Genomic DNA, 14,410 nt, shown 5'->3' with positions numbered 1-14,410 from the left:
ATGACGACCAGCGGATTCCAGAACCTATTCAAACTGCCGGAACTGAAGAAAAGGATCGTAACCACACTGATGCTGTTGCTCGTCTACCGCATCGGTGTGCACGTCCCCACACCCGGGATCAACCCCGATTCCCTGGCCGATATTTTTTCAAAATTCGGCGGGGGCATCGTGGGCATGTTCAACATGTTTTCCGGGGGGGCCCTTGAGAGACTCTCGGTGTTTGCCCTGGGTATCATGCCTTACATCAGTGCCTCCATCATCCTTCAGCTCATGACCGTGGTGGTCCCCCACCTCGAGCAGTTGAAGAAAGAGGGAGAGCAGGGTCAGAAGAAGATCACCCAGTATACCCGCTACGGGACGGTGCTCTTGAGCGTGATCCAGGGCTTTGGTATCAGTGTGGGCCTGGAAGCCATGCACGCCGTGACCTCTCCGGGTTGGGGCTTTCGCATCATGACCGTCATCACCCTGACGGCCGGCACCGCGTTTATCATGTGGCTGGGTGAGCAGATCACCGAGCGTGGCATCGGGAACGGTATATCCCTTATCATCTTTGCAGGGATTATTGCCCGCATGCCCGCTGCGGTCATCAGCACCTACCGGCTTCTCTCCTCCGGGGAGATGTCGCTTTTCACTGTGCTGCTGCTCATTGTCATGATGGTTGCGGTTATGGGCTTCATCATCTTCATGGAGACGGCCCAGCGCCGGATCCCTGTGGAGTACGCCAAGCGTGTTGTGGGCCGTAAGGTCTATGGCGGGCAGAGCTCGCATCTGCCCCTGAAGATCAACACCTCCGGCGTGATCCCGCCCATCTTCGCCTCTTCCATCATTGTCTTCCCGACCACCGTGGCCTCGTTTTTCCCCGATGTGCCGGTGATGAAAACCATCAGCGACCTGATGGCTCCGGGCAGCCTTCTCTATTCGGCCATTTTTGTGGCCTTTATTGTGTTCTTCTGCTTTTTCTACACCGCCATCCAGTTCAACCCGACGGATGTGGCTGAGAACATGAAGAAGAACGGGGGGTACATCCCCGGGATCAGGCCCGGCAAGCGCACTGCAGATTACATTGACAAGGTGCTTACCCGCATCACTGTCGTGGGGGCCGTTTACGTCTCCGCCATCTGTGTGCTTCCCACCCTCCTGATCACCAAGGCCCATGTCCCCTTTTATTTCGGCGGCACGGCCCTCCTCATTGTGGTGGGGGTTGCCATTGACACCGTGGCTCAGATGGAGTCGCATCTTGTGATGCGAAACTACAGCGGTTTCCTGGGTGACGGCAAAGCGATCAAGGGTCGCCGATAAGTCAAGACACGTTTCGAACGTATATGGATGGCCATCCCTGTTTTCGGACCCCCAATAAGAGGTGTCCGGAAAAAAAGGGGTTGTCATCCATTTGCGAGTGTAGTATCACATCATGCTGGTTTTTTTAGTTTCGTGGCCACCTCTCCAGGGAACTGCCAGCCGAGTTGCAATGTGTGAGATACTCGATATTTGGATATCATTCGTAAGGTAAACTCTGCAATCTGGTCGAAAGCGGTGTGAGCCGTTTTAACCCATTTGGACCAGACAGATGCGATTATCGTGGGAGGAGAGTTATGGCAAAGGAGGAGCCCATTAAGGTACAGGGAACTGTACTTGAGACTTTGCCCAATGCAATGTTCAAAGTGGAACTGGAAAACAAGCATCAGATCCTGGCTCACATCTCGGGTAAAATGCGTATGCATTTTATCAAGATTCTGCCCGGGGACAAGGTGACCGTCGAGTTGTCACCTTATGACTTGACCAGAGGACGAATCACCTACCGATCCAAGTAGGTATCCTTACGATATTTGAAGGATAAGACGAGGGAGTATAACCCAAATGAAAGTCAGAGCTTCAGTAAAAAAGATATGTCCTAAGTGCAAGGTTGTTCGTCGCCACGGCGTTGTACGGGTTATCTGCGAAAACAAACGTCATAAGCAGAGACAGGGATAGAGGAGGATAAATTTTGGCAAGGATTGCAGGGGTAGATATACCCAGAAAGAAAAGAATCGATATCGCGCTGACCTACATCTATGGTGTAGGCCTCTCCACTTCCAAAGAGATTCTCACCAAGCACGATATTGACCCGAGTACTCAGACTCAGGATCTGACCGAATCCGACGTCAACCTCATCAGGAAGGCCATTGATGCCGATTACCGTGTGGAAGGTGAACTCCGCACAGAGGTATCCATGAACATCAAGCGCTTGATGGATCTTGGTTGCTACCGCGGACTTCGTCATCGTAAATCCCTCCCTGTCAACGGACAGAGAACCAAAACCAACGCACGTACCCGCAAAGGCCCCAGACGAGCTGCTGTTAAGAAGAAGAAGTAGGTGCAGCTTGGGACACCTGGTCACGATTAAAGGAGGCTTTTAAGCGTCATGGCGAAGACACGCGCACGACAGAAGAAAAAGGTCAGAAAGAACATATCCAGTGGGGTGGTTCATATCCAGTCCACATTCAACAATACAATTGTATCTGTTACCGACACCAACGGTAACGTCATTTCCTGGTCCAGTGCCGGTATGCACGGCTTTAAAGGGTCCCGAAAGAGCACCCCTTTTGCTGCACAGCTTGCAGCAGAAGATGCGGCCAAAAAGGCTCAGGAACACGGCATGAAAACCGTGGAAGTAGAAGTGAAGGGACCCGGCGCCGGCAGGGAATCGGCTCTTCGTTCTCTTCAGGCAGCAGGCTTTGTGATCACCAAGATCAGGGACGTAACCCCTGTTCCCCACAACGGTTGTCGCCCCCCGAAGAAGAGAAGAGTTTAAAAAAGATTATTTGCAAATGATACGATATATATCGAGTATCAAAGGAGGAGGATTTGGCTAGATACAGGGGTTCCGTCTGCCGTCTCTGCAGACGTGAAAACATGAAGCTTTTCCTTAAAGGCGATCGATGCTATTCAGATAAGTGTAGTTTTGATCGTCGCAGTTATGCGCCCGGCCAGCACGGTCAGCGTCGCAGCAAGTTTTCCGATTACGGCATTCAGCTGAGGGAAAAGCAGAAAGTAAGACGCATTTACGGTGTCTCCGAAAAGCAGTTCCGCATCATCTTCAAGAAAGCGGATCAGAAAAAGGGGATCACCGGTACCAACCTGCTTCAGGCCCTCGAATGCAGACTTGACAACGTGGTTTACCGACTCGGCTTTGTCAACTCCCGCACCCAGGGACGTCACTTCGTACGCCACGGGCACTTCCTCGTGAACGGCCGTAAAGTCGACATCCCTTCTTACATTGTCCGCAAAGACGATGTTGTTGAGATCCGTGAAAAGAGCAAGAAGGTTCAGTTTGTTCAGGACGCCATTGACGCCGTGGTTCGCCGAGGTGTGCCCCAGTGGCTGGAACTGGACAAAGATAACATGAAAGCCAGAGTTGTAAATCTTCCTGTGCGCGAAGACGTAACCCTGCCGATTCAGGAACAGTTGATCGTCGAGCTCTACTCCAAGTAGCGGAGTATATTAACGTGAGTAAACTGTTGTTCTTGGCACAATTCTGGAGATCAATATGACATCAAACGAAATGATATACAGGAACTGGCGTGAGATGATCAGTCCGGACAAAGTGCTCCTGTCCGGCAGTTCAACTTACGGCAAGTTTGTATGCGAACCTCTTGAAAGGGGATACGGCATTACCATCGGTAACGCCCTCCGGAGGATCATTCTTTCATCCCTTTATGGCGCCGGCGTCGTGTCGGTTAAAATTGAGGATGTACTGCATGAGTTCTCTCCGATCCCCGGGGTTCTTGAGGATGTCTCTGAGCTGATTCTCAACGTCAAAGAGATTAAGTTGAAGGTGAATGACACCGAAACGCGCATGCTCGAGCTCAAGGCCGAAGGCCCTGGCAAGGTATGTGCCGGAGACCTCATCAGTCCCGATGGCCGAGTGGAGATCCTCAACCCGGATCTTCATCTTGCGACCTTGAACGAGGGCGGTAAGCTGAACATGAGCCTCACCGTCAAAGTAGGTCGCGGGTATGCTCTGGCCAGGGATAACAAAGACGAGGACGCACCGGTTGGTACCATAGCCATCGACACCGTCTTTTCTCCCATCAAAAAGGTCAACTACACGGTTTCGAACTCCCGCGTGGGTCAGAAAACCGACTACGATAAGCTGACCCTCGAGGTGTGGACGGACGGCAGCCTGCTTCCAGAGGACACTGTGGCGTACGCCGCAAAGATCATCAAGGAGCAGATGAGTCCTTTCATCAACTTTGATGAGGATATCGAGCCTGAGCACGACAGCGTCAGTGAAGAGGGTGGGGACAGGGATTTCAACGAAAACCTCTACAGAAATGTGGATGAGCTTGAACTCTCGGTTCGTAGTGCCAACTGCCTGAAAAATGCCGACATCATCAAGATCTATCAGCTCGTGCAGAAAACCGAAGCCGAAATGCTCAAAACCAAGAACTTCGGTCGGAAGTCTCTGAATGAGATCAAAGAGGTCTTGTCAGAGATGGGACTTTCCCTCGGAATGAAACTTGACGGTTTCAGCCCGAAGGAGGAAGACGGAGCTGAAGGGGAGTAAGAGGAAATGAGACATAAAAAAGCAGGCGTTAAGCTGGGCAGGACTTCTGCCCATCGTAAGGCGATGTTTCGCAATATGGTGACCTCTCTGTTCAAGCATGGGAGGATCAAGACCACCGACGTAAAAGCCAAAGAGCTTCGTCGTTGGGCGGACAAAATGATCACCCTGGCCAAGCGTGGAGACCTCCATGCCCGACGTCAGGCGATGGCCGTGATTATGGAAAAAGATGTGGTGCACAAGCTTTTCGAAGAAGCACCCGCACGCTTTGGCGGTAAAAACGGCGGATACACCCGAGTGACCAAAATCGGTTTCCGTGCCGGTGATGCAGCGTCCATGGCTATTGTGGAGTTTACCGCTCCCAAGGTCGAGGCACCCGCAGCAACCGAGGCATAAAACCTAAAGGGGCTTTGCCCCTTCCGGTCCCTCTGCATGAACAGTTAGTAACAGCCAAGGAGCATTTGCTCAGGAGGTGGCTGTGACCTGTTGCACATAAAAGCCCACGGCATTTCATGCCGCGGGCTTTTTTTGTTTTAAAGGGCTCTTTTGGTTACCGGTTGACTGAGGCCGGGTTGGGCTGCTCTGCCCTTCAGGCCGGCAGGCAGCGATGGTGGCGCATTTTGTTTTGGTACAGGGCTTTGTCGGCACGTTTCAGCAGTGCCGGGTAGGTGGGGGTGTTTTCAACCCGCAGGGACGCGATACCGAAGCTCACGTGCTGGTGCAGGGTCTGCCCGTTGATGGCGATGGGCATGGCGGCCAGCTCTTCCTGGATGCGCACCATCATGGACTCGGCTTTGCCCGCGGTGGTCTCCGGCAGGACCAGGACAAACTCGTCCCCGGCAAAGCGGCAGAGGATGTCGCTTTCCCGGGTATAGCGGGAGAGGGCCCGGGCCACGTCCATCAGCACCTTGTCGCCGGCGTCATGGCCGTACCTGTCGTTGACCGCCTTGAACTTGTCGAGGTCCAGAAAGGCCACCGAGAGCTCGCGGTTGTAGCGGATGGCCCGTCGGAATTCCTGTTCCAGGGCGTGCTCCATGGCGCGGCGGTTTAACAGCTCCGTCAGGGGATCGTTAAAGGCCAGCAGTCGAAGCTTTTCATGGGCCGTGACATTGGAGAGGCACAGGGAAAACTTCAAGGCCAGCTGGGCCAGGAACACCGGGTCCTTGTCCGGGGAGAACCGGTCCGCCGAGATGTCCCCCTGGTTCAGGCAGCCGATGACCTCTCCGTCCAGGCTGATGGGGGCCACGGACATGGAGCGGATCATCCAGTTGCTTTTGGAGGGGATAAGGGCCCTGTAGTCGTGGATATCCCGGTTGATGAGGGTGGGGGTGGTGCCTGTGCCCAGGAGCCCCTGAAACTGGGAGCGGGTGGTCAGGTTGACCCGTTCGGGCAGAAGCTCCGAAGAGCCGAAGGCCTTGAGCAGCAGCCTGGAGGTATCGCTTCCCTCCACCAGGGTGATCCAGACATACGGGATGTCAAACTGATTGGATATTTCGGACAGAAGGGTCTCAAAGAGATCTTTGAAATTAAGGATTGTCAGGATCTTGGTTTCAACGTGGTTGAACTTACGAGATTTTAATTCGTTATCCTTGACAAGGTCTAGAAGCTCTTGGAATGTCAGCATATGCCTGATTTATATCGAGAGTTGTTAAAAAAAAGCCAAAAGAAGCTTAAAAAAAATAGTGTAAATCCGATAATAAAGTCAAGAGAATAGATATGAACGCCTTAAAGCGGGGTTAGAAGGGCATGGCCGATATGGATAGCCGACTTTCCGGTATTGCTGAAAAATACAGGAAGAACCATCTTGACGGACTGGGTGAGGAGGAGATTCTCCAGGATATCTTCAACCTCCTGGAAGAGGTGGATGAACGTGAAAAGGAGATCAGCTGGGCCAAGCGGCGCATCAAGGAGCTTGAGCGCGAGAAAAAGGGCGAGAGCAAAGTGGGCCGCACCCGCACCGCCATGTGGGCCATCCGCGGGTTCACCGCTGAGAATCGCCTGTACGTGAAAATGGCCGGTGAGTTCGATTACAAAGGCGCCAAGCAGTTCTCCAACCATATCCTGACCGTCCTGGATTCCCTTCGGAGCGAATGCGACGTCATTGTGGATATCAGCCGGATCCGGGAAAACGGCGACAAAAAGAACGCCTTTCACATCCGCAAGGTGGCCTGTACCCTGGCCCAGATGAACGTGTCTCGCGTTATCCGCATTGCCGAGGGCATGCCCCGGGGCGTCAAGGAGATGGTGGATGGCATTTTCGAAGAGGTCGGCCTGACGATCTTTGATGTCTCCACCTTAAACGATGCCTCGGATCTGTTGAAGAAGGAGAAGCATCACCTTCGGATCTGAGTCCCGTTTAAAGGTTCTGCCGGAGGGGCAGGCGGTCATCGTGTTGAAACCGGTCATGGGATTTTCCCTCGGCCGGTTTTTTGCGTTGAGGGGAACCGCATCGATATACTGCCTGATCCATGGGGCGGCAGGGATTGTCTGTGGGCTGAGAGGGCCCGCAACTCCGGGGTTTTACGGCCCCCTTTGTTTTTCTTGTAATTCAGAGGATAAGATACTACAACCGTGTGGTGGTCGGGCTGACGACGTGGCTGGTTTGCTCAGGAAACCAGGCTCTTTTTCAGGCCGGGAGACGCAATTTCAGCGTGTTGGGTGTGACGCTGCGGGACCTCTGACAGATCCCCGGACGTTTGCCCAGTGGCGATAAGCACAAGCAAAAAGGTAGACAAGAAAATGTCAAGACGAGTTGTTGTCATCGGCGGCGTGGCCTTGGGGACCAAGGCTGCCTGCCGAGTGAAACGCATCGACCCCACAACCCATGTGACCCTCATCGACAAAGATGACTACATCTCATACGGGGGCTGTGGCATTCCCTATTATGTCTCCGGTGACGTGGCGGACCATACGGCCCTTCAGAGCACGGCGTACCATATGGTACGAAACGAAGAGTTCTTCAAGACCATCAAAGGGTTTGAGGCCCTGGTGACCGGGACCCTTGTGACCCGTATCGATCGGGAGGCCAAGGTGGTCTGGGCCAAGGGCAAGGACGGGGTCGAGAAGAGCTACCCTTACGACAAGCTGGTCATCGGCGCGGGAAGCCGCACCCGGGACCTCGGGATCTCCGGCCAGGACCTGGCCAACATCCATGCCGTGGGGAACCTTGAAGACGCCATGGAGATCAAGAAGCTCGTGGCCGCCGGGCAGGTGGAAAAAGCCGTCATCGTCGGTGCCGGGTTCATCGGCCTGGAGATGGCCGAAGCCCTGGCCGACATGTGGGGCATCGAGACCTCCGTCGTGGAGATCGGCGATCAGATCATGCCCGGTTTCGTGGGGCCGCAGATGGCCCATATGGCCCAGCGCTCCATGGAAGAGAACGAGGTGAACTTTTACCTCGGGGAGACCGTCAAAGGGTTTGAAGGGGATGAAGGCGCCGTTCAGCGCGTGATCACCGACAAGCGCACCCTGGAGGCCGACCTGGTCATCATGGCCGTGGGCATCCAGCCCAACGGCGAGCTGGCCCGGGAAGCGGGCCTTGAGGTCGGTCCCACCGGAGGCATCGTGGTCAACGAGCGCCTGGAAACCTCGGATCCGGACATCTACGCCGGCGGGGACTGCATCGAACTCAACCATGCCGTCAGCGGCAAACCCGGGGTCTATCCCCTGGGCTCCCTTGCCAACCGCCAGGGCCGGGTCATCGGTACCAACATGGCCGGGGGCAGTGCCACCACCGAAGCACCGGTGGGCAGCTTTGTGGTCAAGCTCTTCGACAAGTCCCTTGCAGGGAGCGGGCTGACCCTCAAAGGCGCGGAAGCGGCCGGATTCGACGCCATCAGCGTCTCCATGTGCCAGCTCGACCGGGCCCACTTCTACCCCGAAAAAGAGCTGATGTTCCTGGAGCTGGTGGTGGAAAAAGCCACCAAGCGGGTCCTCGGTATCCAAGGGTTTGCCGGAAGCGGTGATGCCATGGTGGGCCGCATCAACGCGGTTGCCGCCACCTTGAAGTACAAACCCACCATCTTGGATATCAGCAACCTGGAGTTTGCCTACTCCCCGCCCTTCAGCTCCGCCATGGACATCGTCAACTCCCTGGCCAACGTGGCTGACAACGCGGTGGACGGCCTGCTCCACTCCATCCCCCTTGCCACCTTCGAAGGGCTCTGGGAAGAGGGCGACTGCGTCTTCATCGATTGCCGCGAACGTCCGGACTCCACGCCCTTCTGCGAGAAGTTCCCCGGCAAGTGGAACAGCATCCCCCAGGGCGAGATCAAACATCGCCTGGACGAGGTCCCCAAAGACAAGCTGGTGGTCCTGGTCTGCAACACCGGCGTGCGCTCCTTCGAAGCCCAGATCAACCTGCGTGAAATGGGTATCACCAACACCGTGAGCGTCCAGGGCGGCATGGCCACCCTCAAGACCTGGGGTTCCAAGGTCACCCAGTAAGGGGTAGTACAAAAACAAAACATACAAAAGCGATGCCTCTGGAGGCGTCGCTTTTGTTTTTTTCTGTGCCTGTTCGGGCCCATTGTGGTGTAATGGCAGCCATGAAACCTTCTTCATACAGCGGCCTTGGAGCCGCCCTGGTGCTTGTGATTGGATGGTGGGGCGTCTCTGTGGCGGGGGCTGCCCTCATGGGACGTATGGGCATGGTCTCGGGGCTTGTGGGGTCACTGGCGGTGCTTGCTTTGATCCTCGTGGCTTTGTGGGGGGGCACCCAGTGGTGTGCCCGGCGCGTGGCCGTTCCCGAAGTACCGCTTATGCATCGCTGGGGGATCCTGGCGGTGGGTTTTCTGTTGACGGCGGGCAGCTGGGCTGCCCTTCGTTTCGGGCTGCCCTTCAGGCTCTGCTGGGAGGCCTTGAGTACCTGCGGGCAGATCCTGGTGGTGGCGGTGGCGGCAGGGTACCTGCCCAGGTTCCTGAAGTCTCCGGCCGAGCTCCTTCCCCTGGTAAGTGTGATGGTGTGCGCCGATGCCGTCAGTTACCTGGTGGGCCCCACCCATCACATCGCACAGGATGTGGCTGCCTACTACACCGGGGGGCGACAGGGGCTTTTTCCCCTGTATGAAGTCCTCCTGATGAAGTTTCCGAGCCCCGGAACCCATGCATTGTATCCGTTTTTCGGCGTGGCCGACTGGTTCATGGTCGTTTTTCTGGGCAGTGCTTCCCGGTTTTTTATCCTGGGAGATCGGGTTGCCGGCATCCCGGCGGCCGTCCTCGGCCTGTTCCTGGCCGTGGCCGCAGCCTGGCTCCTGGGCGTCTTTGTCCCGGCCCTGCCGGTGCTGGCCCTCTTTTACCTGGCGGTCATGGGCATGCGCCACACCGCCGTCTTCAAGCCCGGACGCCGCGAGGTGGCCCTGGCCGCGTTCCCGCCCCTGGTCTCCGTTGCCCTTCTTTTCATCAAGGGCTAAAAAGCCAAAAAACATGCCTCCGGCGGCAAGGTGTGCCACCTTGAAAGCTGGTTGCCGCTGCGTTTTAACCCTCGTTCCTCGGGTTAAATCACAGCGGCATTTTTTGTAGGATTGAGGGTTTTAGCCTCCCACGGGCGCAGCCCTTCAGGGAATGTGATGAGCCTGAGGCACGAAGGCTCGGAGCATTCCCGATCCTGGGTTCCAAGGGCTCAGCCCTTGGCCGCCGGAGGCATTTTTTTAAGCCTTTTGTCGTAAAAAAAGCCACCCCGTAAGGAGTGGCTTTTTTTTGTGCAAACAGGATGACGCGTTATGGTGCGCTGGTTTTATTTACTTTTCGAGTTCGTGGATCTCCGGGTGGGTGGAGAGGGCGCGGAGAAACTGCTCGGTGCGTCGCTGGAGGCGCCCTGCCATCATATGGACCATCTGCTTGTGGATGAGGTAGCCCAGGGTGTGGTCTTTTTCCATCATGTCGAGAAGGGCTTTGCCGTCGATGGTGATGACCTCGGAGGCTTCGGAGCTCAAGGCGGTGGTGCTGAAGGAGACCTCTTCCATGAGGGAAGAGTAGCCGAAGCACTCACCGGCATTGAGGGTGGCCACGGTAACAGTCATGTGGCGGGTCATCTCCTGCTCAATGAGGATGGTGCCGGAGCGCACCAGATAGAAGGAGCCGGACTGGCCCCCTTCCCCGAAGATCACCTCCCCCTCCTCATAGGAGCGGGGCTTGGCGATGGAGATGATGCGGTCCACCAGCTCATCGGGGAGGGTGGAGAAGAGAAAGGCGTTTTTTATATCGTCTCGTGAGATCATGGTCTGTTGTCCTCGTTTTGGGCTTACAGCTTCAAAAAGCCGGGTAGTGGTGTCCGTTATCGAGGGGACCGGCAAGGGCCCCCCCACCGCATGGGCTATCCCCTAACGGCATAGAGAAGAAAGATAAAGAGCACGGCGACAAAGGCGCCGATCCCTGAAGGGACAGTCCCTGTCCTGAAGGCCAGCCTCACCCGCTCGGAGAGATCCTCCTGGCCGGGGTTTCCTTTGCCGAAGAGGTGGGTGAAAGGAGACATGAGGGCCACGGCAATGGACTCCGGAGCTTTTTGGGCAAAGCCGTTGATGCGTCCGGTGAGCCCTTTGACAAGCAGGGCGTCGCAGGCGGTGTTCACGCTGTTGAGTACCTTGTCTGCGATGACGTAGAGGACGCGCCCGGCTCCGGCATAAAACCAGTCCGTGTCGAGGAAGGTGGCTTTGGAGAGCCTCGGCAGGAGCCCTTTGGCCAGCAGGAGGAAAAAGGCCAGGGTGCCGAAGAACTGGAGCTGGAGCTGGTTGATTACGTGGGCTGCGGTGTAGGGCTCGTAGTCCGCTGCAAAGGGGAGCATGTTGTAGAGCACCTCGTGGTGGGTGCCCACGTACACGCATCCCAGGGCGGTAAAGCCCATGGCGATGCGCATGTTCCACGGGGCTTCTGCGGGCTTTAAGCCGGAGTCCCTGTGGAAGAAGGTGAGGAAGGGCACCCGGATGCCCACATAGGCAAAGACACCCACGGCGGTGAACTGGAGGATAAACCAGGCCAGGGTGAGGTGTTCGTGGGCCGCAGCCGAGATGATCATGGACTTGCTCACAAAGGCGCAGAAGAACGGCGTGGACATGGACAGGCCGCCGACGATGCAGAAGGTGGCGGTCCAGGGCATGGACCGGAAAAGGCCCCCTAAGTCGCTCAGGCCCTGTTTGCCGGTCTGTTGGATCACGGCCCCTGCCCCCATGAAGAGCAGGGACTTGTAGAGGATGTGGCAGACCGCATGGGCCGCCACCCCGTTGATGGCAAGGTTGGTGCCGATGCCGATGCCAACGATCATGAAGCCCACCTGGTTGATGAGGCTGTAGGCCAGGACCCGCCGGATATCGTTTTCAATGACCGCATAGCACAAGGGGATGAGCGCCATGGCAAGGCCTAAGGGGATGAGGATGTCTGTCCCTGCAAAGATGCGTGCCATGGTGTAGACGGCGCTTTTGGTGGTAAAGGAGCTCAGGAACACCGCGCCGGTCACCGTGGCTTCCGGGTAGGCGTCTTTAAGCCAGGCGTGCATGGGGTAGACCGCCGCGTTCACCGCCACGCCCACGAAGATGAACCAGGAGGCGGGGGAGGCCAGCTCGATGGCCGAAAAGGCGATGCTACCGGTCTCCTGGATCTGGAGAACGATGCCCGCCATGAGGGAGAGTCCCCCCAGGATGTGGATCATGATGTAGCGGAAGGCCGCCTTCTGGGATTGTTCCGTGCGCCGGGCAAGGATGAGGAAGGTGGAGGCCACGGCCATGAACTCCCAGAAGACATACAGGGAGAAAAAGTCACCGGCAAAGGTCACGCCCACGGCGCTGCCCGCGTAGATCATGGCCGAGGTGTGGGCCAGGGCGTCGTCTTCGTGCATGGCGTAGACGCTGCCGGCAAAGGCGGCGATGCAGAAGATGGTGCCGAAGATGCGGGAGAGGGCGTCCACCCGTCCGAAGACAAGCTGGTAGTCGAGGAAGGGCACCGTCCAGTGGGTGCCGTTGGGCACCGAGAGCAGGGTCACCAGGGCCAAAAGGGGCAGGACCGTCATCCAGGCGGACCTTAAGCGCCCTTTCAGGATGGGAAGGGCCAGGGCCCCGACCACCATGATCAGGGCCGGGGGTATATTTATAAAAGGCATGTCAAGTGTCATGGAATCGAACATCTCCTGTATGGATTACCTGTTATTTTCCGTTTTTCACCAGGAACGAGAGCCCCAGAGCAATGACGGGAAGGGCCAGGCCGGAGAGGAACCCGAAGAGGGGGTTGAACTCGGGCCATCCGTCGACGGTAAACGATGCGTGGGGGTGAATGAGAAAGTCGGCCCCCAGCAGGCATCCCAGAAAGATCGCGAAAATGACCATCACGGTCTTTAAGGTTTTTGGGCTGCTGAAAAGTGTGTTGTCTGAAGTCATATCTCACCTTTGAACCTTAGGGCATGGGAGCGCCGATAATGGTACTCACCGTCATTTTCGCCAGCTGCAGGAACGGCTGGGGATAGAAGAAGAAGATCACGGAACAGGTGGCCGTGATGCACAGGGGGACCAGGCACCAGGTGGGCACCTCGTCCACCTTCTTTTCAAACATGGCCTCTTCGTCGGTGCAGAAGAAGGCCTTGTAGGAGATGGGCAGAAAGTAGGCGGCGTTTAAAAGGGAGCTGGCCAGAAGGACAAAGAGGAAAAAGATCTGCCCGGACTCCAGGGTGCCGATGACGAGGTGCCACTTGCTGATAAAGCCCCCCAGAGGAGGCAGCCCGATGACGGAGAGGGACCCCAGCAGAAAGGCGGTCATGGTGATGGGCATGCGCCGTCCGATGCCCACCATCTCGCTGATGTTCTTGATGCCCGAGGCGGCGAAGATGGCCCCGGCGCAGAAGAAGAGGGTGATCTTGCCGAAGGCGTGCATGGCGATATGGAGCATGCCGCCGGTCATGCCGGACGGGGAGAGCAGGGCGACCCCCAGGATAATGTAGGAGAGCTGGCCGATGGTGGAGAAGGCCAGCCGCCGTTTGAGCCCGTCCTGTGACAGGGCGATGAGGGACGAGACGATGATGGTAAAGGAGGCCACGTAGCAGACCAGGGTGCCCAGGCCCATGGTGGCAAGCATCTTGGTGCCGAAGACCCCGGTGATGACACGGGCCACGCAGAAGACCCCGACTTTCACCACGGCCACGGCGTGGAGCAGGGCGGAGACCGGCGTGGGGGCCACCATGGCGGCAGGCAGCCAGGAGTGAAAGGGCATGACCCCTGCCTTGGCAAAGCCGAAGACAAACATGAGCAGCAGCACGGCCATGGCGCCCTGGGAGAAGTGGCCGTTCATGAATCCCTGGGGAGCAAACTCAAAGGTCCCGGTCTGGCTGTAGATGACCAGCATGGCCGGCAGCACCAGGCCGATGGAGGCTCCCAGGATGTAGGTGATGTACTTTCTTCCCGAGCTCCTGGCTTCCCGGTCCTGGTGATGGGTGACCAGGGGGTAGGTGGCAAAGGAGAGCATCTCGTAGAAGAGATAGAGGGTCAGAAGGTTGCCTGCAAAGGCGACGCCCAGGGTGGCTGACAGGGAGAGGGCAAAACAGGCGTAGTAGCGGGTCTGCCCGTGCTCTTTCAGGGTCCGCATGTACCCGATGGAGTACATGGAGGTGACGATCCACAGGCTGGAGGAGACCAGGGCAAAGAGCATGCCGAAGGCATCCACCTTGAATTTGATGGCCAGCCCGGGAAGTACCTCGGCCAGGGTGTAGGCGATCTCGCCTCCCTTTAAGACAAAGGGAAGCATGGACAGGACAATGGCGAATTTTAAAATAGCTGCGACAAAGGTCCATGCCTCACGCACGTTCTCAGACCTGGCGGAGAAGATGATGGGCACCACGAAAAAGGAGACGAGAATCGCAGCAAGGGGTTTGACTGAGTAAAGCAGTTCCAT

At 56.8% G+C, this 14,410-nt stretch carries 16 protein-coding genes; 11 read left to right on the top strand and 5 right to left on the bottom strand.

From position 1 onward, the window contains the following. The 8 genes from secY (at nucleotide 1) to rplQ (ending at nucleotide 4,939) form a co-directional block, all read left to right on the top strand. Nucleotides 1-1,299: a preprotein translocase subunit SecY gene (secY, locus tag BLQ12_RS22475; protein ID WP_092214364.1), complete on the top strand. Its 1,299-nt coding sequence runs from the start codon at nucleotides 1-3 to the stop codon at nucleotides 1,297-1,299. Between the two features lie 293 nt (nucleotides 1,300-1,592). Then, entirely contained in the window at nucleotides 1,593-1,811 is a 219-nt protein-coding gene (gene infA / locus BLQ12_RS22470) for a translation initiation factor IF-1 (RefSeq protein WP_092214362.1), read from the top strand. 46 nt (nucleotides 1,812-1,857) lie between these two features. After that, the gene (gene rpmJ, locus BLQ12_RS22465) at nucleotides 1,858-1,971 is read left to right on the top strand and encodes a 50S ribosomal protein L36 (RefSeq protein WP_092214360.1); all 114 of its coding nucleotides are present in this window, start codon (nucleotides 1,858-1,860) and stop codon (nucleotides 1,969-1,971) included. 13 nt (nucleotides 1,972-1,984) lie between these two features. Then, a complete protein-coding gene (rpsM, locus tag BLQ12_RS22460; protein WP_092214358.1) occupies nucleotides 1,985-2,353 on the top strand; it encodes a 30S ribosomal protein S13 in 369 nt (122 codons plus the stop codon). A gap of 48 nt (nucleotides 2,354-2,401) precedes the next feature. Beyond that, nucleotides 2,402-2,791 carry a 30S ribosomal protein S11 gene (gene rpsK, locus BLQ12_RS22455; protein WP_092214356.1) on the top strand — a complete coding sequence of 130 codons (390 nt, stop codon included), beginning with the start codon at nucleotides 2,402-2,404 and terminating at the stop codon, nucleotides 2,789-2,791. 53 nt (nucleotides 2,792-2,844) lie between these two features. Next, a complete protein-coding gene (gene rpsD, locus BLQ12_RS22450) occupies nucleotides 2,845-3,471 on the top strand; it encodes a 30S ribosomal protein S4 (protein WP_092214354.1) in 627 nt (208 codons plus the stop codon). A gap of 55 nt (nucleotides 3,472-3,526) precedes the next feature. After that, nucleotides 3,527-4,546: a DNA-directed RNA polymerase subunit alpha gene (locus BLQ12_RS22445; protein ID WP_092214352.1), complete on the top strand. Its 1,020-nt coding sequence runs from the start codon at nucleotides 3,527-3,529 to the stop codon at nucleotides 4,544-4,546. A 6-nt stretch (nucleotides 4,547-4,552) separates the two neighbouring features. Further along, complete coding sequence (rplQ, locus tag BLQ12_RS22440; protein ID WP_092214351.1) at nucleotides 4,553-4,939, top strand: 50S ribosomal protein L17; 387 nt, start codon at nucleotides 4,553-4,555, stop codon at nucleotides 4,937-4,939. Nucleotides 4,940-5,132: 193 nt separating this feature from the next. On the opposite strand, the gene BLQ12_RS22435 is transcribed toward rplQ, so the two are convergent. Then, nucleotides 5,133-6,167 carry a GGDEF domain-containing protein gene (locus BLQ12_RS22435; RefSeq protein WP_092214349.1) on the bottom strand — a complete coding sequence of 345 codons (1,035 nt, stop codon included), beginning with the start codon at nucleotides 6,165-6,167 and terminating at the stop codon, nucleotides 5,133-5,135. 131 nt (nucleotides 6,168-6,298) lie between these two features. Here BLQ12_RS22435 and BLQ12_RS22430 point away from each other — a divergent pair, with 131 nt between their 5' ends. The 3 genes from BLQ12_RS22430 to BLQ12_RS22420 all read left to right on the top strand — a co-directional run bounded on the left by BLQ12_RS22430 (nucleotide 6,299) and on the right by BLQ12_RS22420 (nucleotide 9,954). Next, nucleotides 6,299-6,892, top strand: coding sequence for a hypothetical protein (locus BLQ12_RS22430; protein WP_092214347.1), 594 nt, complete (start codon nucleotides 6,299-6,301; stop codon nucleotides 6,890-6,892). A 390-nt stretch (nucleotides 6,893-7,282) separates the two neighbouring features. Further along, nucleotides 7,283-8,989 (top strand): FAD-dependent oxidoreductase, encoded by a 1,707-nt coding sequence (locus tag BLQ12_RS22425; RefSeq protein ID WP_092214345.1) that lies wholly within the window; start codon nucleotides 7,283-7,285, stop codon nucleotides 8,987-8,989. 101 nt (nucleotides 8,990-9,090) lie between these two features. Then, a complete protein-coding gene (locus BLQ12_RS22420) occupies nucleotides 9,091-9,954 on the top strand; it encodes a hypothetical protein (protein ID WP_139164071.1) in 864 nt (287 codons plus the stop codon). Nucleotides 9,955-10,281: 327 nt separating this feature from the next. On the opposite strand, the gene BLQ12_RS22415 is transcribed toward BLQ12_RS22420, so the two are convergent. From BLQ12_RS22415 to BLQ12_RS22400, 4 genes are all read right to left on the bottom strand, one after another. Next, entirely contained in the window at nucleotides 10,282-10,761 is a 480-nt protein-coding gene (locus BLQ12_RS22415) for a Crp/Fnr family transcriptional regulator (protein WP_092214341.1), read from the bottom strand. Nucleotides 10,762-10,856: 95 nt separating this feature from the next. Next, nucleotides 10,857-12,644, bottom strand: a complete 1,788-nt coding sequence (locus BLQ12_RS22410) for a Na(+)/H(+) antiporter subunit D (RefSeq protein WP_254782098.1) — start codon at nucleotides 12,642-12,644, stop codon at nucleotides 10,857-10,859. A gap of 31 nt (nucleotides 12,645-12,675) precedes the next feature. Continuing rightward, nucleotides 12,676-12,906 carry a hypothetical protein gene (locus BLQ12_RS22405; protein ID WP_092214340.1) on the bottom strand — a complete coding sequence of 77 codons (231 nt, stop codon included), beginning with the start codon at nucleotides 12,904-12,906 and terminating at the stop codon, nucleotides 12,676-12,678. Between the two features lie 16 nt (nucleotides 12,907-12,922). Further along, a complete protein-coding gene (locus tag BLQ12_RS22400) occupies nucleotides 12,923-14,410 on the bottom strand; it encodes a monovalent cation/H+ antiporter subunit D family protein (RefSeq protein WP_092214338.1) in 1,488 nt (495 codons plus the stop codon).

It is taken from the genome of Desulfoluna spongiiphila (assembly GCF_900101345.1).
In the GTDB taxonomy this organism is placed as follows: Bacteria; Desulfobacterota; Desulfobacteria; order Desulfobacterales; family Desulfolunaceae; genus Desulfoluna; species Desulfoluna spongiiphila.
This window is presented reverse-complemented; position numbering and strand designations above follow the sequence as displayed.